The following is a 23,718-nucleotide window of genomic DNA, read 5'->3' as shown; positions in this document are numbered from 1 at the left end:
TCAGAACATTTTCTTTGGCTAAAGAGTGCATAGAAAATCATTCATTCTGCATTAATGGCGTGCGGCTACCGAAATAAAATTTCACCCGTTACCGATAGTCAGCGGTTGTTGGCAGGACTATGCTTAGAGACAAAGTTATAAAAAATAGTCAGAACTGAGGCAATGTCATGGATAAAGAACTACTGGACGCGGGTTATCGCGCCTATACCGGCGAGAAAATCGATGTCTATTTTAACACCGATATCTGTCAGCACTCGGGCAACTGCGTGCGCGGCAGCGCGAAGCTTTTCAACCTGAAACGCAAACCGTGGATCGTCCCCGATGAAGTGGACGTGGACACGGTGGTTAAGGTTATTGATACCTGCCCGAGCGGCGCACTGAAGTATCGCCAAAAATAAGCGAGGAAACGATGGAAATACTGGAAGGTCATAATAAGTTTTACGTCAATGATGCCGACGGGAATCAGGTGGCGGAAATTGTTTTTGTGCCTACGGGCGAGCACCTCAGCATTATTGAGCATACCGACGTCGACCCCAGCCTGAAAGGACAGGGGGTAGGGAAAAAGCTGGTGGCGAAAGTGGTAGAAAAAATGCGCGGCGAGCAGCGCAAAATTATTCCACTATGCCCGTTTGCCAAACATGAATTTGATAATACCCGCGAGTACGACGATATCCGCGCCTGAATAAATGCGCCAGCGCGCTGGCGCAACTATTTTAGCCTGGCGCGGTCGGCGACGTCTTCTGGGGATTTTTCATCCGTCGATAAGGCTCAGATTGCGGCCGGATAAAAGCTGGTGGATAAGGTCACTGACGTTTTCCCGCTCCACCGGCGGCGAAATGAGATAACCCTGAAAACGGTCGATCCCCAGAGCTCTCAGCCGGTTGAATTTATCCAGGCTGTCCACGCCTTCGGCAACACAGCGGCTACCGGTTAGCTGGCAGTAGTAAAGCAGGCTTTTGATCAGGGCCATGGCGTGAGGATCGCGCTGCATATCGTTGACGATGCTCATATCCAGCTTATAGGCGCTGAACCTGACCGACCTCACTGGAAACATGACGCTGCTTTGTGAAAAGCAGTCATCGAGCATAATGGCAAAGCCCTGCTTGCGTAGCCGGGAAATATTATCGGCAATTTTACTCTGCAGGTTGAGGTCCAGGGTTTCAGCAAATTCCAGTACCAACCTCGAGGACAGATGGGGCTCGCGCAGCTGTTGGCGCGCGGTCTCCAGCATGCGGATCAGGTTGTCATTGCTGGCGATAGCGGCGGGAATATTGACTGAGAAATAAAACTCACCTGGATGCAAATTGATACTCTCCACGGCCTCGCGAAGCATAAAGGCTGTCAACACCAGCCAGGCGTACGCGGAACGTATCTGCGGTAAAAACTCGCCGGGAAGCAGAACCTGACCTTTTTGCCGCCAGCGACAGAGGATCTCTAAACCTTTTAGCCGCATCCGATCGTCAGTGATGGGCTGGAAGACCGGGAAAATTTGCCGACAGTGAATCGCGTGGACAAATTCGCGCTCAAAGGCGGAGAGCGCGGCATCCGGCTGGATCTTCTGCCCTTTGGTCTGGCTGCCGGGGAAACGGGTTGCCAGCTGAGGATAATGTTCCACCATTTTTTTCAGTCCTGCTGTGCGCTGGTTATAAAGCGTTTTGTGGCTAATGCCGCGGCGCTTTGCCTGGGCGTTGACGCTGTATCCGCTGAGTAGACCGAGAATGGCATTGAGCTCCGGCCTGGTGAGCCCGCCGGGGCGCTTTCCGCCGAGGCGTATCTCTTCGTCGGCCAACTGCTTAAGCGAAGGATATCTTTGCAGAATGTAGTCCTGGAGCACTGCGGTCAGGCTGGGGACGGGCAGGTCCGAGGCGGCGGATCGCACTTCAGAAAGTAAATGTCGATCGATGACCTGATGCAGCAGCGTGTGCCACAGCCAACTGGCCGGACTGCGGCTAAGGATCAGCATCGGCAGCGGCGTTGCCGAACGTTCGAGAAACGCAGCGGCCTGCTGTAGGGTGGCGAGCAGCCTGGCCGGCGTTTCCGGCAGAAAAACGATGATGCGGCGAATGTTCGCGTCGCCGGGAAGCCTCGTCGCATCCGACGGCAGCACAACGGGCTGCATGCTGTTGGCCATCATCACTTTGACTAATCCATCGGCGACCAGCGAGCAGGGCGAAAGAATATAGTCCATTCCCGTTCTATCACGCGCCGCAGGCGCGTTACTGGTAAACAAAGGTCACCCCAATAATGGATTGCACGTTGCCCGCGGTGACCTGGCCGCTGGTGCGCGCATAGGTTGCGGTGAGTCCCAGGTTGACCGCGGAGGTGCCCACGGTTCCCATTGAGACGGTACTGTTTGAACGCAGGATGGTGCCATTGCGCAGTAGCTGAACGCCAATGCCCTGAGCCGGTGAGGCGGAAGAGGTATTGGTGAAAACGGTGTTGGCGCTATCCGCCGTGGTGCCGGAGAGGTAAAAACCTATCTTTTGATTTTGCCCGCAGCGTACCGTAAGCGGAACAGCGGTTGAACCCGGGTACTCAGGCAGCGTTACCGTGACGTTGCGAGCGGAAACATCGCAGCCGCCCGTCGGGATAATCACGCTATTGTTGGAATAGATATTCCAGGTAAATTTTGAGGTACGAACGTTACCGCCGCCGTTGATATCGGAACCCACCTGATACATGACCAGCGTGGCGATATGCGAGCCGGCGCTGATCGCCAGCCCGGAGGCGGTGGATATTGGCGTCAGGTAGAGCTGGGTATTCCAGCTGGTGTAGTTACCGGAAGTAAAGTTGTGGCTGGCGGTCGGGGAGTTTAGCGGGAAGCTATAGCTAACCCCATAGTACTTTAAAGAGCCGGTAAAATTGGTCAACAGGCCGCTATAGGCCGAGCCCTGTAGCATGCTTACCATGTCGTTGCGCCGGTCCGGCGCGTCATTTTTACAAAAAATCGAGCTGGATAAGTCGACGACCAGGTTCTGCCCGGCCCCGAGGCTTGGCTGCAGGTTCACGTAGACGTTGGATACTTTCCCGCCGGAATCGCTATTTAATATGGTGCCGGTGGAGTCGTAGCAGGTATAGGCCCTGACGCTGGTGGAAAAGCCCGCTAACACAATCGCCAGCCACAGCGCCTTGACCAGCGCCATATGACATCTACGGGGAGCGGTAATCCGCTGATTCATAACGTTCTCCTGCCTTATAGCCAGGTGTAGGTGACGTTAATCACCGCCTGGATTGTTCCTTGCGTTGGCCCGCCATTAACCGTCAGCGCCCTGACGCGCAATGGAAAGCGGGTGGATTGCGTGGCATCGTTGACGGCCACCGTTTTGCTTGTGCCGTTGTTAAACCGGGCGCCGCTGGTGTCCTGCAGCTCCAGCTGGAGGTTGCCCGCCGTCCCCTGGTTTTTGTAATAGCCGGTGGCATCCGCCGTGCCGCTGAAGCTGGCGGTGACCCGTGAGGTACCAACCGGACAGTTGCTGAGCTCGAGCGTGACGTCATGCCAGCCTGATGCCGAGCCGGGTGAAAGCATGTTAAAGGTGTATAAATCACCGAGGTCGACGGTGGCCTTTGGGGTGGCGATGGTGCAGGGTTTGGCCACCACTTTGCCGTTAACGGTAATGGTCACATCGGCGGCTTGGGGGGCGCTGGCGAAGGTCATGATTACCGCCAGCAGCCAGGGTGCATGAGTCCATTTCATTTCAGCCTCCGGTTACTGAAATTCAAGCGTGAAGGTTGCGGTGGCATTAACGTGTCCTGCCGTAATCGGGACGCGCGCGGCCATCAGCCGGGCGTAAAAGTTCAGAGTGTTGGTCTGCCCGGGTTTCAGCGTGGTCCACGCGATGTTTGACGAGGGGGCGTTGAGTAGCAGGGGGGCCCGGCTGCCGTTAAGGATCTGCACGCCGATGCCGGATGCTGCTGATACGCCGCTGTCCAGCTTAAGCAGGCTGGTGTTGTCGCTATCCGCTACGCCGGTAAAACCGACTTTGACCGCGGTGACGGAACCGCCGCAGGGCGATAGCACGATGCGAAAAGGCACCAGCGGCGTGGTCGTGCCGACGGCATTAAACTGTTTGGCGGCGTTATTCATCAGGTCGACGGTAAAATCTTTTGACTCACCCGCCACGGCGCAGGTGTTATCCCTTACGTATCCGCTAATCGTAATAGTGCTATCGGCGGCAGGGGTGCTGAAGGAGACCAGAGAGAGTATGGCGCCCAGCAGATACAGGTTTTTTCTCATCATCATGCTTTCCTTAGCGGCACGCTGCCGACAGCTGGCTTAACGCCTGGTTCTGGCTTTCCGGCGGCAGACGGTAGTCGGCTTCACAGCTGGCGTCGGGTCCGTCTCCCCACTTCGCACGCACCTTGCCCGCCAGCGGCATCCCGCTCAGATAAACCTGGCCGTTATCGGCGACGATGCTGCTATTCTGGCTATCGACAGCGGCGGCTATGGCGCCAAAAGGAACCGGTTTACCGTTGTGGGTCAGCGTTATCAGCAGCTTCATGCCGACGCTGGCCTTAAATTCGGCGCGCGCAATCGCCCCGTGGGTGGGCACAATACTGACCACCGCATCATCAAGATCGACGTTGTTGGCCAACGTATTGGTGTTCAGCGCCACCCGGTTTTCCCGGTATTCGGTGGCGTAGGGCAGAACGGCGTAGCCGCGCCAGTCGGTCCGTACCCCGGTCTGGTTTTCTACCTTCACGCCATCCGCGCCGGGGGCTTTGATCAGCACCACCGTATCGTTCATCGGCTGGCTCAGGGTGATGCCGTCGGCGTGGGCCAGTACGCCGCCGCTCAGGCCGTAGTACAGCTGTTTGATGCCGTCGCTGCGGCTGTAGCCGACGTTGGCGTTGCCGTAGCCGCCGCGGTAGTTCAGCGCCGCGTAGCCGGTACCGCCGCTGTTGCCCTCACCGCCGCCGGCGTAGCCGGTCTGTACGCTGTAGCTCAGGTTGTTGTCCTCCAGCAGCGTGCCGTACAGCCCCGCCAGGCTGGTGGTCCTGCCGTTCAGATCGTTGGACATGCTGTAGCTGGCGTTACCGTTTCTCCAGGCCGACTTGCTGTCGGAGCGCATCCAGTGGCTGAACGGGATACTGACGTTGACGGCCAGCATCTGGTCACGACCCTGCTGCCAGGCGTTTTTGGTCAGGCTGTAGCTCAGGGTCCAGTTGATATCGTCCACGGCGGCGTTAAGCCCGGCCTGGAGCTGCTGGTCGGCGCTGTTGGTTCCCCAGTAGGTCTGATGGCTGCCGCTCAGGTAGAGCGTGGCGGTGCGTCCCAGCTGCTGGGTAACGCTGAGCTGCACTTTGCCGCGCTTGTTGTACGCGAGGTTGTAGTAATCGGTGAACTTCGGCTTCATCTGCACCACCCCGTCCTGGGTCTCGATGTTGTAGCCGTTCATCCGGCTGTAGGTGGTGTCGGCGAAGCTGAAATAGCCGCGCGTCGAGTAGCGGTAGCCCACCAGCTGGATGTTGGTGCCGGTATCCGTCAGCGACTTGTTATAGAGGAAACGTACCGACTGGCCCTGACGATCGCTGTCATCGGGCAGGGTGGCGTTGGCCTGGGTGATATCCAGCGACAGCGCCCCCAGCTCCCCCATATTTTTGCCGACGCCGAGGTTAAAGGCGCGGTAGCGGTCCGCCAGCTGGGTGCCGCCGTACAGCGTCCAGCCCTCAGGAAGACCGCGCATTACGGTGCTCTGGAAGAACTTCGGTTTTTCCTGCTGATTGCTGCCGCTGCGGTACTCCCCGGCGGTGACGGCATAGCGGGTATGGCCCTCGCGCTGGAGCACCGGAACGGACGAGTAAGGGACGGTGAAGACCTGACTGCTGCCGTCGGCCTCTTTGATGGTCACCTGCAGATCGCCGCCATTGCCGGCGGAGTAGAGATCGTTGATGGTGAACGGGCCGGGCGGTACCGTGCTCTGGTAAATCTCATAGCCGTTCTGTTTCACCGATACCTGAGCGGTGCCGCGGGCAATGCCGTGAATGACCGGGGCAAACCCTTTCTGGCTGTCCGGCAGCATATTGTCATCGGAGGCAAGCTGCGCGCCGCGGAAGTTGATGCCGTCGAAGACGTCGCCGTTGGTGTAGCTGTCGCCGAGGGTCAGGCGCGAGCGCAGCAGCGTAATATCACGTTCAAGCCAGGTATTGATGTGCTGCCACTTGTTTTCATTGGTCGACGAGCTGCCGCCGCTGCTGTAGCTCCAGGTGGTGTTGTCGCGCAGGCGCCAGGCGCCGAGGTTGAGCCCGCTCTGCAGGTTCAGGTACGCGTAATTGCTGCTGCCGCCAACGTCGTTGTGCACGTTGTTGCCGGTGAAGTTGTAGTTCAGCAGGCCGGCGTTAATCCCGTGGTCCCACAGTTCGGGGGGAATATAGCCGCGGGCGCGGTTGCCCATAAACGCCTGGGGTACGGTCAGATACAGCCGCTGCAAACCGACATCGAAGCGGGTAGTGGCGTCCTTGATGGTTTCGGTTAACGGTACGCAGGCATCGGATGCCAGAGCGCCGATCCCTTCAATGGATAACGTGTTGACACCCATCCCGGCCAGCTGCCCGCGCGTCAGGCAGGGGACCAGCGAGCGATCGTTTTCTCCGCTATTAAAAGTGACATCGCGGGTGGTCATAAACCCGTCATTGAGGTAAATATCGACGCGATAGGTTCCTGGAGGGACCTCCTGGCCGTTGGCGAATCCTGATAAATCCGCCACGGCGGCAGGGTCATCCGCTAAAAAACGCGGATTAAAATAGAGCTCCGCCTGCACAGAAAAGATCGGTGCGGCAAGTAACAGAGCCAGCGTGATTTGAGCGAAAGCGCGCGTATTCCCCGGCCCGTGGCTGCTTTTACGCCCGGAGTCCAGGCCGTCGAGTCCATATTTCAGATGTGACATAGTCCCTCCGGTCCAAAGTCGCCCGGCTGTCAGTTCTTATTTTTATTTCCGGGAGGACGCGGCCTCCCGTCGGTTATTGCGTGACGCCCTGCATCCGTGGGGTCAGCGCGCCGTAGTCGTTAATCGTCCGGTATGTAATCTCACGACCGGCATCGGCGGGCAATTTAACGCTGGCTTCACCCATCGGCGGAACCAGCGCATTTTCCAGCACCCGGGTTCCGGCGTTGAGTTCGGTGACCGTCAGGTAGTAGGGGGTGGGATTGACCAGCGTAAGCGTGCCGGTGCCGCGGCGAAACTTCAGTTTCTCCGCAGCCTGATCCGGCGGCAGCGCCAGCTTTGCCGGGCGGTAATAGAGCTTAATGCGGCTGATGATCGCCAGTTGCAGGGTGTTGTCGCTGAGCTTTGATTTATCCATTGACGGGATCGCCTTGACGTTCATCCAGAACAGCGTTTCCCGATCCTGCGGCAGCTGGTTGTTGGTGGCATCAATGATGCGCAGGGTATTCTCTTTTTTCCCCTGCATGGCGAACAGCGGCGGGGTGATGACAAAGCGGCCGTCCTTCGCGCCATCGGCATTCTCCACCCATGACTGGATCAAATAAGTGCTCTTTTCGTCGTTGTTGGTGACCGCCAGTTGAACCTGCTTTTGCCCGGCAGGATAGATGACGCGGGTTGCCCCCAGCGCCACGCCGGCCTCGGCGCGAGCGGTAAATCCCATGGCGGCTATCATCAGCGCCCCCGCCAGTAAACCGCGCGTTATCGCCAGTGTTGTTCTCACGTTTACCCCTTTTATCGTCACCGTCGTTTCCTGTTTTCGGTTCGTCTGCTGATTCATTACTGGTAGGTCAGGGAGAACCAGGCCTGAGCGTTGGCCGCGCCACCGGTGACCTGGTGCCCTGTTGCCCGGTATTTCGCTACAAAATGCAATGTGGTTGGCCCGGTATACAATCTTGTCCAGGCGGCGGGAGGACCGTTCAATGGGATCGGATGGTCGTCTTTATCAAACAGAGCGACACCCACGCCGGTCGCTATTCCCGGTCCTTCGCCCACCGAGAGCACGTCCGGGTTTTTACCATCGGCGACGCCGTGAAAGGCCACGCCAACGCGCTGGCTGACGGCGGTACTGCACTCCTGCAGGTGGATATCGAAGGGAACTGGATTCGTATCTTCTCCGGCTGAATGAAGCCGATTACTGCTGATCTGTCCCATATTGACCGTCATCTGCTGGTCGCCAGCTTCAACGCGGCAGGACTCGGCAATGATGATGCCCTGAAAGCGCATATTTCCGCCGGGCAGCGTGACGTTCCATTGATTACCGGCCAGCGCCAGCGATGGGAGCAAAAATATCAACAGACCTGACTTCATCCTTTGCATCGTTATCACCCGAGTTCCGTTATGGATAACGGGCCTTCCTGGCCCGATATGCTTCCCTGCCTGATGAATGAATTACTGGTATTGCACTTTGAAGGTCGCGTCAGCGTTAGCGGTACCGGCAGTGGCTGCAGCGGTCGCATAGTAGCGCGCCTGGAACGGGATGACGTTGGTGCCATCGTTCAGGGTGGAAGCTGCGCTGAAGGTCGCGCCATCCAGCACCAGCGGCGTACCGGTACGGTCCAGGATCTGCACGCCGACGTTATTCGCGCTGCCTGCTGCGGAGCTTTGCAGCGCCAGTACGGTGGTGTTGGTGCTGTCAATTGCGGTGCCGGTGAAGGCGACGGCGGCCTTGGTGGCAACGGTGGTGTCACAATCGTTCAACTGGATATTGAAGCCGACAGCCGTGCTGGTGCTGCCTGGAGTAGCGAGTTTTGCCGAACGAACCTGGCCCATTGGAACGGTCTGATCGATTGAACCCGCGTCAATGGCGCAGGCTGCGTTGACGACTTCCCCTTTAAAATGCACCGTGCCGCCATTTACCGTGGTGTCGGCCAGCGCCGCCGCGGAGCTCAGAGACAGGGCTGACAGAACAACGATTGCCAGTGATTTGATTTTCATGTTGTTTTCCTTTGAACAATATCGGGATTACGAACCGATCTGGCCGTCATCATGACCTCCAGGTATTTCATGTTTCAGCCGAAGTTTTCGGCTGCGGTTCTGCATGTTTTTCACCCAAAAAATGAGACATTTGGGGCCATTTTGACTCGTTGGCGTAATTCACTGAAAATATGGCTTTTTTATAAAAGATTTGGTTTTTTAATCTGCTTTGTTGTTGTTTTTCGAGATAATGAATTGAAATAGTTAAGGCTTAATAAGCCATGGATGGCTATCGGCAACGCGGGGCCACGAAGGATGGGTAGCGGAAAGAAGAATGTTTCTGGAAAAAATTAAAAATAAAAAAATATTATTAATCAATGTGATATTGGTTTTTACACTCTGTTTGATGCATTCGATGGTTGCAAAAGGTTACTGAATATTTTTATGATGCACACAGTTTGGCCCCAATTGACCTGTTCGGTAAGCTATTTCCCCTTATTTATCAAATTCTTATTTTCCATTCTCTGATTTTGTAAATTCCACTCCATCAGGTTGTTGCGTTCCCAGAGTCCGGCGAATCGCGCGGCGTTGCTGGCCGTATAGCGTACGGTATGGCGAATGTTTCGATGGCCGAGGTAGTCCTGGATAAGGCGGGTGTCGGCCCCTCTCTCCGCCAGCTCGTAACCGCAGGCATGGCGCAGCATATGCGGGTGAGTATGGGTAGCCGTGCCAGCGTCTACGCCAGCGGTTCGGATGATTCGGTAGGCCTGCTGACGCGAAAGCGGAGTACCGCGTCGCGATATAAACAGCGCATCGGTTTTTTGCGCGCCTTTCCAGGCGCCGCGTACCTGGCTCCAGCGCCTGATGGCGTCACATTCATCGACCATCAGCGGATGTACGGTGGAGAATCCATTCTTCAGCCGTCGAATATTGATGCGGCCTTCGACCAGATCGAGGTCGCGATAGTGCAGATCGAGTAATTCGCTAATGCGCATACCATGACGAAAAGCGAGCAGGATTAGACAGTAATCCCGCTCTCCCGTTTGCCCGTGACGGGCTGCCAGCATCATCGCCTGAACTTCTTTACCGGTAAGAAAACGACGTCGGTTCACAATAAATAACTCCTGATATGATCTTGATAATTAACACGACCCTGCTGACAGCAGGGGGCGCTCACAAATAATTCGCAAGGTTAATCGCGTATTATATGAAGGGGATTAAGCATAGTTGAATAATGACATTGTAGCGGCTGTGGGACAGAATATTGCCAGATGATAAATCTTATTCTTATAGATTTTATTGATGGCGGCAACCTCTGCGCCGCGGTTCTTTTTCAGGTGTATAAAATTAAAAGGAAAAAAGCATGGTTGCGGCTATTTTAAACGGAAGGGAGTTGGTGCATTTATATGCTGGGTCATGCCCGAGGGGTAATAAGATAAATCATCGTAGCGCTGTGAACTTGCCGGAACAATAATCATAAACACCGTATGGTTAATGTTTATTAATGTTTACCGCTGCCTGACGGTTATTTTGACGCCCTCCATGGCATCGAGCATTACGGCAGAACAGGGCTCCGCTGTCTGTCTCTGCTTTCGTCCCAGATACCATAGAAACGGCCAGCGTTACTGGCGGTATACCATACGGTATGGCGAATGTTGCGGTGGCCCAGGTAGTCCTGGATAAGGCGGGTATCAATGCCCATGTTGGCCAGGGCGAAGCCGCATGAATGACGGAGCATATGCGGATGAATTTCGAGCGACAGCCCGGCATTATCGCCAGAGGCGGAAATAATCTGATAAAACTGCTGGCGAGACAAAGGATTACCTTTTCGTGAGAGAAATAACCATTCGCTGTCGGACTGCGGGTATGAGGCGCGGACATGCAGCCAGTTTTTTAATGCGCGGATTTCTTTATTCAGCAAAGGATGCGTTGTCGAAAATCCATTTTTAAGACGGTGAATATAGATGCATTTAGAACTAAGGTCGATATCGGAAATTTGCAGGCGGCATATTTCACTGGCGCGTAATCCATGAATAAAACATAATAATGTCAGACAATAATTACGCGTGGCATGTGCGCCACTGTTGGCCGCTTTGAGTAATGACTCTATTTCGTTGTGAGTCAGGAAGTTCCTTTTTTTTAAAATAGCATTGCTTTTCATTGAGTTCCCTTTATTATGCAGCCGGCTAGCGCATTTTTTGGCCGTTATCAGGTAATGATTAAGCTCGTCTGCATGTGCATTATTTATTGCTGCGGCGGGCAATATTTAAGCGTTGTGGCTTCTTTTGGATAGGCAGTTTTTATATTTATATTTTTGTTTGGCGTTACTCTTTGGGGTAGGGCCCATATCCTGCTCATTGTTTTCTCCTTAAGTGGGTATACAGCAGTATATAACTTCTAATATTGTTAACCATACTGCAAAAACCTTCTTATGAATAGGGGAAACAGGATGCGCAAGAATTCTGGCGGATGGTAAGAGTTATTTTATTTAAAGTGAGATAAACCTTAGCTGCTGCTAAGAGGATTATATCGGAAGGGCACATAATCAAAAATCAGGCTGATAAGGATCCCGGAGTCGCCTGTGGGCTAACTTCAGGGAGGTTATGGCTGATGCAAAAATAACCGTGAGGCGGGGCGTTTTACTGTACGTTTTTTCTTAATAATGCACTGGCGCGAACAGGCCGGTCGCTCACGCCTCATACTTCCCCCCTACCTCAACTGCTCCACGAACAGCACGGCGGCTACGGCGACCATCATCACGCCGGAAGCCATACTGACCTTGCGTGCGATTTGAGGCCGGGTTGCCAACAGCGCTCTGGCGCCGTAGCCGACCAGTAAATAGACCAGCGTGCAGGTCACCAGATGAATGCCGCCCAGCGCCGACATCTGCTGAGCCAGAGACCAGCTTCCCTGGGGGTCGGTAAACTGCGGCAGCAGGGCCAGAAACAGAAGAAAGACTTTTGGGTTCAGACCGCTAATGCATAGCCCCTTAATCGCCCAGCGATTCCAGCTATCCGCGCTGTATTGCTGGGTGCCTGGCGTTGGCGGATGGCGCAAAATAGCGATTCCCAGCCACATCAGATAGCCCGCGCCCAGCAGGGTAATCGTCGACAGCGCCAGCGGGTGGCCGGCGATTAACACGCCGATTCCGGCGACGACGATCAGCGTGGCCAGTAGGTGGCCAGACATCAGTCCGGCGACGGCGGGTATCACGCGGCGTCCGTTGATTCCCGCGCTGATGGTATAGGCCCAGTCAGCGCCCGGCGTGATGATCAGCAGAAAGGAGACCAGCCAAAAGCTGGCGATAAAGCTCATTTCCATGGACAGCGCACCTCTGCGTGGTAACGGCAGTTTCTCATCATTTTCCCTCGTAAAGCGGCGATTATTTGAAGGAAAGAATATCGAGTTTATTGCGCAATGAGCTTTCAATGTTATGCTCTTAAGCGGTCTTCTGAGGGAAAATATTCCAAATGGATAGCATTGATAGAAAAATTCTTGCTGAACTCCAGTCCGATGGACGACTGTCGATAACCGAGCTAGCCGAGCGGGTGAATCTCAGCCTTTCTCCCTGTCATCGACGGCTGCGGACGCTGGAGCAGGAAGGCGTCATTACCGGCTACCGGGCCAATCTTGATCCGGCCAAAATGGGCTTCAACTTCCTGGCGATTGTCTTCGCGACGTTAAAAGAGGGCGATAAGAAAGCGGTGAGCGCGTTTGAGGACGAGGTAGAAGAGATCCCCCAGATCGTGCTGGCACAGCGCCTGTTTGGCGATCCGGACTACCTGATGCACGTGGTGACGCGCGATCTCCCGGCGTTCCAGAAACTGTATGATGACAAGCTCTCGGCGATGCCGGGCGTGCAGCACCTGCGCTCTACGCTGGTGATGAAGACGGTTGTGCAGGATCGCCCGTTTCCGCTCGGTAAGGGGTGAGCGCAGCCCGGACAGATGCGCAGCATCGCCTCCGGGGAAATAACGGTGATGCTTCATCAAAGATGCTCCGGCAGCAGTATGAGCACCCTGTCAAAGCAAAGTGGTATTACTCTTTTTCCAGCAGGCGCATAAAAACCGTCAGCGCTTCATCCAACTGCAGGCGCTGCGCTGCGGAAAGCCCGCTCAGCAGTTGCCGCTCATTCTCCACGTGGCTTTCCACCGCCTTATCGATGAGCTCTCGTCCCTCTGGCGTTAGCGCCACCAGCATACTGCGGGCATCTTCCGGGTTTGGTAGACGGCAAATAAACCCCCGTTTTTCCAGCGCCTTCAGGCGATGAGTCATGGTGCCGGAGGTGATCATTAACGTTGAAAAGAGCTGGGTGGGCGACAGCATGAACGGCTCGCCCGCCCGGCGTAACGTTGCCAGCATATCAAACTCCCAGCGCACCAGATCGTGGCGCACAAAGGCCGCTTCGATGCGCGGCTCCAGCAGCATCGTGCAGCGTTTCAGGCGGCCGATCGGCCCCATCGGGCTGCAATCGAGATCGGGGCGCTCCCGTTTCCACTGTTCAAGAATGCGATCCACGGCGTCGGTCTGCGGTGATTTGTCCATTCATGCTCACTTGTCTTGATATCAAGATAATTGTCGGTACATACTTAGGCCACAATTTACCTTGATATGAAGATAAAATCATGGCCTTTGTTTCGCGTAATGTGATCGTTGATTTACTGCTGACCGCGCTGGCGCCCGCCATCTGGGGCAGCACCTATATTGTGACCTCGCAGTTCCTGCCGCCCGATCGGCCGTTTATCGCTGCGTTGCTGCGGGTTCTGCCGGCCGGGATCGCTCTGCTGATCTGGAGCCGCCGTTTCCCGCTGCGCGCCGAGTGGTGGAAGCTGATCGTCACCGGGATCCTGAATATCGGCGCGTTTCAGGCGCTGCTGTTTATTGCCGCCTATCGGCTGCCGGGCGGTCTGGCGGCGGTGATTGGCGCCATTCAACCGCTGCTGGTGATGCTGCTGGCCTGGTGCGTCGATCGTCAGCGATCGCCCTGGTTGGCGGTACTCTCGGCATTGATGGGGATCGCGGGAATGGCGATGCTGCTGCTGTCGCCGCAAACCACCCTCGAACCGCTGGGGATCGCCGCCGCGTTTCTGGGGGCGATGAGTATGGCGTTGGGAACCTGGCTATCGCGGCGCTGGGCGATCGCTTTGCCGGTCATCGCGCTGACCGGTTGGCAGCTGCTGATTGGCAGTATCGTACTGGCGCCGATGGCGTTTCTGGTCGATCCGCCGCTGCATCAGGTGACGCTGACTCAGGCGGCGGGTTATCTCTGGCTGTGCGTTGCCGGGGCGATGCTGGCATATGGCCTGTGGTTTCGCGGCATCGGCCGCCTGTCTCCAGTGGCTGTGTCGGCGATGAGCCTGCTGAGTCCGGTGACGGCGGTGCTGTTAGGCTGGATCTTCCTTGGACAAAAAATTGAGGGAATGGCGCTGGTGGGGCTGGTGATTGTGCTGTTCAGCGTGCTGTCGATTCAGCGTGCGTTATCGAATAAGAGCGCCGTCGCGGGCCGATAACATCCCGGAGGCGATGCTGCGCATCTGTCCGGGCTATCGGACTGCAGACGGCAGTGAACCCACAGCCCGGGCTGTGGGTTCACTGTTCGCCAGCAACAAAAAAGCCCCATTAAGGGGCTCGACATTGCTGCGTGCTTATTATGTGGCGGGAGCCAGACCAGCCGCCGTCAGGCGACCTGTCCGGCAGCTCCCTCTGCAACCATTCGGTTATTTAGACAGCTCGGCGGTCATATGCACCTGATTACCGGTATACGCTTCGGTAATGTGGTAAGACTCGCCCTGGTCTTTAGCAATGGCGGCGATTTTGGCTTCGGCGTTGTCCAGCGTATCTGCGGTTACGCTAACAGGCTGAGCGAAGCTAGCGAAAGAGACCAGAGACAGCATACCGGCAGCGGCAAGTAATTTTACGTTTTTCATGGTGTTTATCCTTTTAACTTTTATGGTGGAAAGCGTGTTTGCTTTCGATGGACTTATAATAAGTCTGCTAACTATAACGCGCGTTGCAAAAAGTGCGATTTAGATCACATTTTTATGACGATATGATGACGGGTGTGCAAATTTTAACTTTTTATTTTCAATAAAAACAAAAGGATGGGTTGTCGTGAATCGTATTTTTGGTCACGGAAAATAATCTGACCAGAAGCGCAATTTTCCTGCATCGGCTTATTAATCATTGTTTTTGTGAATGCAATGGGTGTTTTTTGAGCAAAAAGGCGGCCATATTTCGCTCGTTAACGAAGCATTGGGCTCGGGTGAAAAGCTACTGTGGCTCTCATACTGATTGCGTGAGGACGACGAAATGATTGCAGTACTCTTTGAAGCCGAGGTCACTCCGGCGAGCCAGGAACGTTACCTGGCGCTGGCGGCGGAACTGAAGCCGCTGCTGAACGACATTGACGGCTTTATCGCCATTGAGCGTTTTCAAAGTTTGAGCACGGCGGGGAAAATTCTGTCACTCTCCTGGTGGCGGGATGAGGACGCGGTGCTGGCATGGAAACGCAACCTTTGCCATCAGGCTGCGCAGAAAGAGGGGCGGGAGAGCATTTTCGCCTGTTATCACATTCGAGTGGCTCAGGTGCTGCGCGAATACCGTTCTTCACATTCCGATCCCCTGTAATAGGGTTATGTTTTGCCGTGGGGAAAATAAGCGAGGCGCTATGTTAAAACCTGTTGAGCTGATTGAAGACGACGAGTCGCTGGCCGAGGCGATGGCGGTAGTGGCGTCGGCGATGGCCGATGCCTCGCGGCTAAAGATCCTTTGCGCCTTAATGGATGGCCGGGCGTGGACGGCCACCGAGCTTTCCGCCGTGGCGGATATTTCCCCCTCGACCGCCAGCGCGCATCTTAGCCGCCTGATCAACAGCGATTTATTGATTTGCCTTGCCCAGGGCCGCCATCGCTACTACCGTCTCGCCGGTAGCGATGTCGCCGGTTTGCTGGAGAATATGATGGCCATGGCCGGCAAGCGCGCGGTGACGCTCTCAACCAGCACGCCGGTAAATTTGCGCGTTGCGCGTACCTGTTACGATCATCTGGCCGGAGAAGTGGCGGTATCGCTATATGATTTTATGCTGCGCGAAGCGTGGATAGCGCCTGACGGCACGGCCCTGACGCCCGCCGGGGAAGCGCACTTTACCCGCCTGGGGGTGACGGTGAAACGCACCTCGCGGCGTAAAGCGTGCTGCGGTTGTCTGGACTGGAGCGAACGCCGCCTTCACCTTGGCGGGGCGGCTGGGGCGGCGCTGCTGCAGCACGGTCTGCAGAAAGGCTGGTTTACCACCACCGCGGGATTTCGCGAAGTGACGATTACGCCGGCAGGATGGCGCGCGTTGCATCTGCATTTTCAACTGGCGGAAAGATCGTCGTGGATGATTAATTAAGAGTGTTCTCTATGTGGAGAAATAGCCTTCTATGACAAGATAGGTTGCTGTTTTGTTAATTCCATATCGCTTTTCCCTGTTCAATGTAAATAACAATGGTTTCGTTTCTTGCTATCAATCCCCCACAATTAATAGTTGTGAGCTATCTGTTACATTGATTAACAGCTCGTGAACATATGTATATTTGTCAGCGAAAAATAGCATTCTTTGACGCCGACAGCCTCGACGAATTCTTTCATTGAATTCGTTCCTGACGCCTTAAATATTGCGGCCTCCGGTCAGTCGAAGTTTCTATTAACAGTTGCACAAGTGAGCATCGCAAATCGCTTCTGACTTTTGTGCGAATTAACTGTTTGCTCATTGATACTTAATTCACTCTGACAAGGAAATGGCAATGAAAAAGGTTCTTCTCTCTGCTGCAATGGCGACTGCGTTTTTTGGTATGGCTGCAAATGCTGCTGATACCAATGTAGGCGGCGGTCAGGTTAATTTCTTCGGTAAAGTTACCGACGTATCTTGTACTGTTTCCGTAAACGGCCAGGGCAGCGATGCGAACGTATATCTGTCTCCGGTTACTTTAACTGAAGTTAAAGCTGCCGCGGCGGATACTTATCTGAAACCGAAATCTTTCACCATCGATGTTTCTGACTGCCAGGCTGCTGATGGTACTAAACAGGACGATGTGAGCAAACTGGGCGTGAACTGGACCGGCGGTAACCTGCTGGCTGGCGCAACGGCTAAACAGCAGGGCTACCTGGCTAACACTGAAGCCGCTGGCGCGAAGAATATCCAGCTGGTTCTTTCTACCGACAATGCTACCGCGCTGACCAAAAAAATCATCCCGGGCGACAGCACTCAGCCTAAAGCGGTCGGCGACGCATCTGCCGTTCAGGATGGCGCGCGCTTCACTTACTACGTCGGCTACGCGACCAGCACCCCGACGACTGTTACCACCGGTGTGGTTAACAGCTATGCGACTTACGAAATTACCTACCAGTAATATCGACTGAGAGATAAAGGCCGCCTCGCGCCGGGGCGGTTTATACCCGTCATTCGAATTATTTAGGGTATACAACAATAATAAAGCGGCCACTGCTGCCGCTTATTTTTTTATTCTGAGGTCAGCATGAAGCGTATTGCCCTTTTTTTCTGTTTCATTTTTAGTTTTGCGGCCCACGCCAATAATATTATTGTCAACGGCACCCGCTTTATTTATCCAGGAAATGAAAAAGAAATAACGGTGCAGCTCTCTAACACCGCCGACCGTCCAGCGCTGGCGCAAGCCTGGCTGGACAACGGTAATGCCGACGCGACGCCGGATACCATTACGACGCCATTTATTATCACGCCGCCTATTTCCCGCGTAGATGCGAAAAGCGGTCAGACTCTGCGTATTAAGCTCGGCAGCAGCGCGGGTCTCGCTAAAGATAAAGAGACGCTGTGGTGGCTGAACCTGCTGGAAATACCGCCGGTTGAGGCCAGCCAGAAGAATGAAGGGCAAAATATTCTGCAGCTGGCGATTCGTTCGCGCTTTAAGTTTATCTATCGTCCCAGCGGATTAGGCAATCGCGACGCCGCGGCAGAGAAATTAGCGCTCTCCGCTAATGGCAACAGCCTGTCCGTCAGTAACCCGACGCCCTTTTATATCACCGTAAGCCGTATCTCCCGTAACGGCGGCAAAGCGCTCAACAGCAAAACGGTCATGTTTGCCCCACAGTCCAGCCAGACCATCGCCCTCTCTTCCGCAGTGAGCAAAGGCGAGATCCTGACCGTTAACAACATTAATGATTATGGCGCAGATGTCGCAGTGAAAGTTACCGTCAAATAAGGGAAACGATCATGAAGCAGAGGTCAATCTGCCCGGGAAGATTAAGCACGGCTATCGCGGTTGCGCTGTGCTGCTTTCCGCCATTTTCCAGCGGACAGGAAAACCCGGGAACGATCTATCAATTTAACGATGGTTTTATCGTCGGCAGTCGCGAAAAGGTCGACCTGTCGCGTTTCTCGACCAGCGCGATTAGCGAAGGCGTCTATTCCCTTGATGTGTATACCAACGGCGAGTGGAAAGGGCGCTACGATCTGAAAATCACCGCCGATAAAGATGGCAAAATGGGCATCTGCTACACCAAAGCGATGCTGATGCAATATGGGATCTCGCCGGAAAAGTTTAACCCGCAGCTCAGCGAAAAAGAGGGCTTCTGCGGACGCCTACAGGAGTGGCGCAACGAGGCCAACGTCAAAGACACGCTGATTCAGTCCTCCCTGAGACTGGATATTGCCGTACCGCAAATCTACGAAGATCAGCGCCTGAAAAACTTTGTCAGCCCGGAATTCTGGGATAAAGGCGTTGCGGCGCTGAATTTAGGCTGGATGGCCAACGCCTGGAACAGCCATATCTCCTCGGCCAACGGCTCCGATAACAGTAGCGCGTATCTTGGCGTTAACGCGGGTCTGTCGTGGGATGGCTGGTTGCTCAAGCATATCGGTAACCTGAACTGGCAGCAGCAGCAGGGGAAAGCGCACTGGAACAGCAACCAGACCTACCTGCAGCGGCCTATCCCGCAGATTAATTCGATAGTCAGCGGCGGGCAGATTTTTACCAACGGCGAGTTCTTTGACACCATCGGCCTGCGCGGGATCAATCTGGCGACCGATGACAATATGTTCCCGGACGGCATGCGCTCCTACGCCCCTGAAATTCGCGGCGTGGCGCAAAGCAACGCCCTGGTGACGGTGCGCCAGGGCAGCAATATTATCTATCAGACCACGGTGCCGCCGGGGCCGTTTACCCTGCAGGATGTATATCCTTCCGGCTACGGTAGCGACCTTGAAGTGTCGGTTAAAGAGGCCGATGGCTCGGTCGAGGTATTCAGCGTGCCTTACGCCTCGGTGGCGCAGCTGCTGCGTCCAGGGATGACCCGCTATGCGCTCTCTGCCGGTAAAGTCGACGATAGTTCGCTGCGTAATAAACCGATGCTCTACCAGGGAACCTGGCAGCACGGTATCAATAACCTGTTCACCGGCTATACCGGCGTCACCGGATTTGATGACTATCAGGCGTTCCTGCTGGGGACCGGGATGAACACCGGCATCGGCGCGCTGTCATTCGACGTTACCCATTCGCGGCTGAAGAGCGAGACCCTCGACGAGCACGGCCAGAGCTATCGCGCCACCTTTAACCGCATGTTTACCGAAACCCAGACCAGCATCGTGCTGGCGGCGTATCGCTACTCCACCAAAGGCTACTACAACCTGAACGACGCTCTGTACGCCGTCGATCAGGAGAAGAACTACAGCAGCAACTACACCGTATGGCGGCAGAAAAACGGCATGACGTTTACCGTCAACCAAAACCTGCCGGACGGCTGGGGCGGCTTTTACCTGAGCGGTCGGGTAGCGGATTACTGGAACCGTTCGGGGACGGAAAAGCAGTATCAGTTTAGTTACAACAACATGTACGGTCGGCTCTCGTGGTCGGTCAGCGCCCAGCGCGTCTATACCCCGGATAGTTCCGGCCACCGCCGCGACGATCGCGTTTCTCTCAACTTTAGCTACCCGCTGTGGTTCGGTGAAAACCGCACCGCTAACCTGACATCGAATACCGCGTTTAACAATTCGCGTTTCGCCAGCTCGCAGATTGGCGTCAACGGTTCGCTGGATAGCGAAAACAACCTTAACTACGGCGTGTCGACGACCACCGCCACTGGCGGCCAGCACGATGTGGCGCTGAACGGCAGTTACCGTACCCCGTGGACGACGCTGAACGGCAGCTATAGCCAGGGCGAAGGCTATCGCCAGAGCGGCGTGGGCGCCAGCGGGACGCTAATCGCGCATCAGCACGGCGTCGTATTCTCGCCGGAAACCGGCACCACTATGGCGCTGATCGAAGCGAAAGATGCCGCGGGCGCGATGTTGCCCGGTTCGCCGGGGACCCGTATCGATAGCAACGGCTACGCCATTCTGCCGTATCTGCGGCCTTACCGGATTAACGCCGTTGAGATTGACCCGAAAGGCAGCAACGACGATGTCGCCTTCGGCAGTACCGTGGCGCAGGTTGTGCCGTGGGAGGGTAGCGTGGTCAAGGTCTCCTTCGATACCACGCTGCAGAACAACATCACTCTGCGGGCGCGCCAGGCAAACGGCCTGCCGCTACCGTTCGCCGCGACAATTTACACCCCTTCCGGGAAAGAGATCGGCGTGGTGGGGCAGGGCAGCATGATGTTTATCAGCGACGCCAGCGCGCCGAAGGCCACGGTTAAGTGGAGCGGCGGACAGTGCTCGGTGGAATTAAGTCAGGAAAAAACAAAGGAAACGCTATGTCGCTAATGAAAAAACTGACGCTTTTTATTGGCTTAATGGCGATGGGGACTACGTCGGCGTGGGCGTACTGTACGCGCCTGTCGCAGCCGACGGTAAGCCTCGACATGGTAGTGGGCCGGGTGGTGGTTCCACCGGATCTGCCGGTAGGGTCGGTGATCGTTTCCCGCGACTGGACAATGTCGGCGCCGGGCGGGGCCAGCTATAGCTGTAGCAGCGGCACTAACCGCTTTGTGGCCAAAATCGTCGCCCCCGGGGCGACCGATCTGGGGAATAAAATTTATTCCACCAACGTGCCAGGTATCGGCCTGCGGTTTAGCCGCGGCGGGGCGACGGTCAATATCATCTATCCTGACACTTTCTCCAGCTACGTTAGCAGGACCACAAACTATTCGCTGGAGGGTTCCCGCTTTACGCTGGAGGTGATTAAAACCGCGAGCGTGACCGGCAGCGGTACCCTGGCGGCAGGTAAGTACACCTCTTATGACTGGGAGAACGGCAATAACCCGATCCTCGAAACCCGTCTGAGCGCCAACGCCATCACCGTGGTATCGCCCTCATGTACCATCCTGAGCGGCAAAAACATGAACGTCGATGTCGGCACCATCAAGCGCAGCGATCTCAATGGCGTCGGCACCACCGCGGGCGGGAAGGATTTTAATATTGAGCTGCAGTGCAGCGGCGGGCTAAGCGAGTCGGGATACGCCAATATCCAGACCTCTTTCTCCGGCACGTTGGCCACTGGCACCACGGTGAGCCGGGGCGCATTGCTGAACGAAAAATCCGGCTCCTCGCTGGCGAAAGGGATTGGTATCCAGGTCCTCAAAGAGGGCGTACCGCTGGAATTCAACAAGAAATACAGCGTGGGTACGCTGCGCACGCAAGAAACGCGATACATCACCCTGCCTCTGCACGCGCGTTTCTATCAATATGCGCCGACCACCAGTACCGGTGAGGTGGAGTCGCACATGATCTTTAACCTGACGTACGATTAATTCGGGAGGCGGGTATGCGTGATTCAGCACAATTGAAAAATAGCAAACGACTCATTCAGCTGGCCCTGATAAGCGGGATGCTGATTGCCTCCCCTGCGTCGGCTTTTGAGACCAACTACGATCGGGGACGGGTGGATTTTGCCGGACGGGTCACCGATATTTCATGCAGCGTGGCCCTAAACGGCGGCAACAACGCCGGGAGCGGCAGCGTCTGGCTGGCGCCGGTCAGCCTGGCGGAAGTCCACGAGCGCGGCGCCGGGGCATTTATGAAACCGCAGCCCTTCACGCTGGAGCTCTCGAACTGCCAGCTGCGGCACGACGGCGGCGCGGCGGATAAAAACGAGATCCGCCTGGTTAACGTGCGCTGGGTTGACGGATTTACGGTCAATGCGGTCAGCAATGAGAATGCTGGTTATCTGAGGAATACGCGGGCGGACGGCGCCAGCCATATTTTCCTCGCGCTGTCGACCAATGACAATAATACGCTGGATAAAAGCAATAAAATTGTTCCCGCCGACCCCTTACAAAACCGGGTACCGCTGGTAGAAAAAGCGGTGGATGGCGGCGTATTTACCTATTACATTGGCTACGTTACGCCAGCGCCGGAAAAAGCAACCAGCGGTCCGTTGACCAGCTGGGCGACCTGGGAACTTGTTTACAATTGAAGGGTTGATGGCCTTGCGCAAATGTTACAATTGATGCCGGAATCATCCGGCATTTATTTAAACGGTGAGATCTTCTTTGACCAGCTGTTCAATGCTGACTTCCTTCCAGTAGTGTCCCTGAATAGCAAACCACTCCATTCCCTGTAACCACGCCTTATGCGCTTCGCTTTCTACGCCTTCAATAATCACATTATGGTGATTGCGGGTAAGGAAGGTGACCAGTGCATCCATTAACGGCCGGCCGGAATCTTTTTGCATTAAAAGCCAGAAGAAGTCTTTATCGATTTTGACATAATCGAAATGATAGTCGCGAATGGCGCTAATACCGGCGTTGCCAGAACCGAAATCATCGAGCCAGAGCGTGGTGCTTTGCGGGTTGCTCCAGGTAGCGAGCGCCTTATTTAATAATTTATTTGAGTTCTCGGTAACTTCAAAATGGACGCAGCCGATATGGTTGACGAGCGCTTTAATCTCCGGGCGTAGCAATACGTTAAGTATATGGTCATCAACGTTGATCGTCGCCGAGATGCCATTTTGCTTAAACCACTGTTTATGTTTTTCAATGAGCGCCAGCTGTTCCATAAAAATGCTTTCACGTAATCCGGTATTGGCGTAGCGAAAGAAGTATTCCGGCGATATGGACATGCGGTCAAAGCGGCTCAGGCACTCCACGGCGACGAGCGTACCTTCTGGGGAAAACATTTTTTGAAAGACATAACGAACGGATATATCGCTACGTGATAAATTATGATCAGAAAAAAGAGTTGCGTTCATTATCTCTCGTCAAAATAAGGTCAGAGGTAAAGAGAGGTGGATATTATAGGTGACCTTTCTGCCGGTGGGAATGATTATTAATGGCTTGTTGCCAATAAATTATCGGCTTTTGATTGGTCACCCACATATTTTTAGTTTCAACACTGATACATATTGACTATGCTTTTGTTCATTATCCGCGAACTATTCATTCCTAGTTTTTTCATAATATGTACCTTATGACTGTGAACCGTTTTATGATCAATGTCGAGAAGCACCGCAATCCTTTTATTGTTATTGCAGGCAATAATTAACTCCAGCACCTGAAGCTCCCTGGCAGTGAGCTTTCTGCGGGTACATAGACCCTGGCAGCCCTCGGCGGTTAAGGGCCTGCTGAGGATGGCTGAGTACGCTGACAAAGAGGATTTTTCTGTAAGAATCAATAGGTTTTCCAGATCAAGCAGTTCCCGGTACAGGCTGGAGAGCTCGCTTTTGACTATCAGAACCAGCATGGCGCAATGCGCGAGGCGATTGCGCAAAGTGTTCAGTAAGTCAACCGTTGTGGCCGCTGAGATATCTTTATGGATGATATTGATAATAACGGTCGCTGTCGGGGAAGCGCAGACTCCTTTCACGATATCCTGAAAGTTCAGGGTCGTGATGTCAGTGGCGTGATCGATCAAGTAATCATGAACTGATTGTCCGATGATATTATCATCGGTGTAAAGCAATATACTGTCCAA

General features: G+C 54.8%; 26 protein-coding genes. 11 read left to right on the top strand and 15 right to left on the bottom strand.

The features are described from left to right. Positions 1-167: 167 nt before the first annotated feature. Entirely contained in the window at positions 168-398 is a 231-nt protein-coding gene (yjdI, locus tag IYV58_RS22750; RefSeq protein WP_004124779.1) for a 4Fe-4S mono-cluster protein YjdI, read from the top strand. Positions 399-409: 11 nt separating this feature from the next. Next, on the top strand, positions 410-682 hold the full coding sequence (locus tag IYV58_RS22745) for a GNAT family N-acetyltransferase (RefSeq protein ID WP_004124777.1): 273 nt from the start codon (positions 410-412) through the stop codon (positions 680-682). 69 nt (positions 683-751) lie between these two features. Here IYV58_RS22745 and IYV58_RS22740 read toward each other — a convergent pair whose 3' ends face one another. From IYV58_RS22740 to IYV58_RS22690, 11 genes are all read right to left on the bottom strand, one after another. Beyond that, the gene (locus tag IYV58_RS22740) at positions 752-2,188 is read right to left on the bottom strand and encodes an EAL domain-containing protein (RefSeq protein ID WP_004124775.1); all 1,437 of its coding nucleotides are present in this window, start codon (positions 2,186-2,188) and stop codon (positions 752-754) included. A gap of 28 nt (positions 2,189-2,216) precedes the next feature. Beyond that, a complete protein-coding gene (locus IYV58_RS22735; RefSeq protein ID WP_170100957.1) occupies positions 2,217-3,143 on the bottom strand; it encodes a fimbrial protein in 927 nt (308 codons plus the stop codon). Positions 3,144-3,193: 50 nt separating this feature from the next. Further along, on the bottom strand, positions 3,194-3,694 hold the full coding sequence (locus tag IYV58_RS22730; RefSeq protein ID WP_004124772.1) for a type 1 fimbrial minor subunit FimG: 501 nt from the start codon (positions 3,692-3,694) through the stop codon (positions 3,194-3,196). A gap of 12 nt (positions 3,695-3,706) precedes the next feature. Next, complete coding sequence (locus tag IYV58_RS22725; RefSeq protein ID WP_162626091.1) at positions 3,707-4,234, bottom strand: type 1 fimbrial adaptor subunit FimF; 528 nt, start codon at positions 4,232-4,234, stop codon at positions 3,707-3,709. 13 nt (positions 4,235-4,247) lie between these two features. Beyond that, on the bottom strand, positions 4,248-6,884 hold the full coding sequence (locus tag IYV58_RS22720) for a fimbrial biogenesis usher protein (RefSeq protein ID WP_195729271.1): 2,637 nt from the start codon (positions 6,882-6,884) through the stop codon (positions 4,248-4,250). A gap of 73 nt (positions 6,885-6,957) precedes the next feature. Next, positions 6,958-7,683 (bottom strand): fimbria/pilus periplasmic chaperone, encoded by a 726-nt coding sequence (locus IYV58_RS22715; protein ID WP_032742201.1) that lies wholly within the window; start codon positions 7,681-7,683, stop codon positions 6,958-6,960. Positions 7,684-7,718: 35 nt separating this feature from the next. Then, complete coding sequence (locus IYV58_RS22710; RefSeq protein WP_004124751.1) at positions 7,719-8,258, bottom strand: type 1 fimbrial minor subunit FimI; 540 nt, start codon at positions 8,256-8,258, stop codon at positions 7,719-7,721. A gap of 72 nt (positions 8,259-8,330) precedes the next feature. Next, a complete protein-coding gene (gene fimA, locus IYV58_RS22705; protein WP_004124748.1) occupies positions 8,331-8,876 on the bottom strand; it encodes a type 1 fimbrial major subunit FimA in 546 nt (181 codons plus the stop codon). A 464-nt stretch (positions 8,877-9,340) separates the two neighbouring features. Beyond that, positions 9,341-9,967 (bottom strand): tyrosine-type DNA invertase, encoded by a 627-nt coding sequence (locus tag IYV58_RS22700; protein ID WP_004124745.1) that lies wholly within the window; start codon positions 9,965-9,967, stop codon positions 9,341-9,343. 443 nt (positions 9,968-10,410) lie between these two features. Continuing rightward, the gene (locus IYV58_RS22695) at positions 10,411-11,016 is read right to left on the bottom strand and encodes a tyrosine-type DNA invertase (RefSeq protein ID WP_004124742.1); all 606 of its coding nucleotides are present in this window, start codon (positions 11,014-11,016) and stop codon (positions 10,411-10,413) included. A 548-nt stretch (positions 11,017-11,564) separates the two neighbouring features. Continuing rightward, positions 11,565-12,176 carry a LysE family translocator gene (locus IYV58_RS22690; RefSeq protein ID WP_004124739.1) on the bottom strand — a complete coding sequence of 204 codons (612 nt, stop codon included), beginning with the start codon at positions 12,174-12,176 and terminating at the stop codon, positions 11,565-11,567. A gap of 149 nt (positions 12,177-12,325) precedes the next feature. Between IYV58_RS22690 and IYV58_RS22685 the strand changes: the two genes are divergently transcribed. After that, complete coding sequence (locus IYV58_RS22685) at positions 12,326-12,787, top strand: Lrp/AsnC family transcriptional regulator (RefSeq protein WP_195729270.1); 462 nt, start codon at positions 12,326-12,328, stop codon at positions 12,785-12,787. Between the two features lie 106 nt (positions 12,788-12,893). Here IYV58_RS22685 and IYV58_RS22680 read toward each other — a convergent pair whose 3' ends face one another. Next, a complete protein-coding gene (locus IYV58_RS22680) occupies positions 12,894-13,400 on the bottom strand; it encodes a MarR family winged helix-turn-helix transcriptional regulator (protein WP_049115369.1) in 507 nt (168 codons plus the stop codon). A gap of 80 nt (positions 13,401-13,480) precedes the next feature. On the opposite strand from IYV58_RS22680, the gene IYV58_RS22675 reads away from it, so the two are divergent. After that, on the top strand, positions 13,481-14,365 hold the full coding sequence (locus IYV58_RS22675) for an EamA family transporter (RefSeq protein ID WP_195729269.1): 885 nt from the start codon (positions 13,481-13,483) through the stop codon (positions 14,363-14,365). A 207-nt stretch (positions 14,366-14,572) separates the two neighbouring features. Here IYV58_RS22675 and IYV58_RS22670 read toward each other — a convergent pair whose 3' ends face one another. Next, positions 14,573-14,782, bottom strand: coding sequence for a YdgH/BhsA/McbA-like domain containing protein (locus IYV58_RS22670; protein ID WP_004105360.1), 210 nt, complete (start codon positions 14,780-14,782; stop codon positions 14,573-14,575). A 382-nt stretch (positions 14,783-15,164) separates the two neighbouring features. Here IYV58_RS22670 and IYV58_RS22665 point away from each other — a divergent pair, with 382 nt between their 5' ends. From IYV58_RS22665 to IYV58_RS22635, 7 genes are all read left to right on the top strand, one after another. Further along, positions 15,165-15,482, top strand: coding sequence for an antibiotic biosynthesis monooxygenase family protein (locus IYV58_RS22665; RefSeq protein ID WP_004124723.1), 318 nt, complete (start codon positions 15,165-15,167; stop codon positions 15,480-15,482). Between the two features lie 40 nt (positions 15,483-15,522). Continuing rightward, on the top strand, positions 15,523-16,245 hold the full coding sequence (locus tag IYV58_RS22660) for an ArsR/SmtB family transcription factor (RefSeq protein ID WP_004124720.1): 723 nt from the start codon (positions 15,523-15,525) through the stop codon (positions 16,243-16,245). Positions 16,246-16,639: 394 nt separating this feature from the next. Beyond that, complete coding sequence (gene mrkA, locus IYV58_RS22655) at positions 16,640-17,245, top strand: type 3 fimbria major subunit MrkA (protein WP_004124717.1); 606 nt, start codon at positions 16,640-16,642, stop codon at positions 17,243-17,245. 126 nt (positions 17,246-17,371) lie between these two features. Next, on the top strand, positions 17,372-18,073 hold the full coding sequence (locus tag IYV58_RS22650; protein ID WP_004124715.1) for a fimbrial biogenesis chaperone: 702 nt from the start codon (positions 17,372-17,374) through the stop codon (positions 18,071-18,073). Between the two features lie 11 nt (positions 18,074-18,084). After that, the gene (locus IYV58_RS22645) at positions 18,085-20,571 is read left to right on the top strand and encodes a fimbria/pilus outer membrane usher protein (protein ID WP_004124712.1); all 2,487 of its coding nucleotides are present in this window, start codon (positions 18,085-18,087) and stop codon (positions 20,569-20,571) included. Then, on the top strand, positions 20,562-21,557 hold the full coding sequence (locus tag IYV58_RS22640; protein ID WP_004124708.1) for a fimbrial protein: 996 nt from the start codon (positions 20,562-20,564) through the stop codon (positions 21,555-21,557). Before IYV58_RS22645 ends, IYV58_RS22640 begins: the two co-directional genes overlap by 10 nt. 14 nt (positions 21,558-21,571) lie before the next feature. Then, on the top strand, positions 21,572-22,222 hold the full coding sequence (locus tag IYV58_RS22635; protein WP_004124696.1) for a fimbrial protein: 651 nt from the start codon (positions 21,572-21,574) through the stop codon (positions 22,220-22,222). Between the two features lie 57 nt (positions 22,223-22,279). On the opposite strand, the gene IYV58_RS22630 is transcribed toward IYV58_RS22635, so the two are convergent. Together IYV58_RS22630 and IYV58_RS22625 are read right to left on the bottom strand one after the other, a co-directional pair. Then, positions 22,280-22,996 carry a cyclic-di-GMP phosphodiesterase MrkJ gene (locus tag IYV58_RS22630; RefSeq protein ID WP_004124691.1) on the bottom strand — a complete coding sequence of 239 codons (717 nt, stop codon included), beginning with the start codon at positions 22,994-22,996 and terminating at the stop codon, positions 22,280-22,282. A gap of 137 nt (positions 22,997-23,133) precedes the next feature. After that, complete coding sequence (locus IYV58_RS22625; RefSeq protein ID WP_004124688.1) at positions 23,134-23,718, bottom strand: helix-turn-helix transcriptional regulator; 585 nt, start codon at positions 23,716-23,718, stop codon at positions 23,134-23,136.

The organism is Klebsiella sp. BDA134-6, from assembly GCF_015601345.1.
GTDB lineage: Bacteria > Pseudomonadota > Gammaproteobacteria > Enterobacterales > Enterobacteriaceae > Klebsiella > Klebsiella grimontii.
This window is presented reverse-complemented; position numbering and strand designations above follow the sequence as displayed.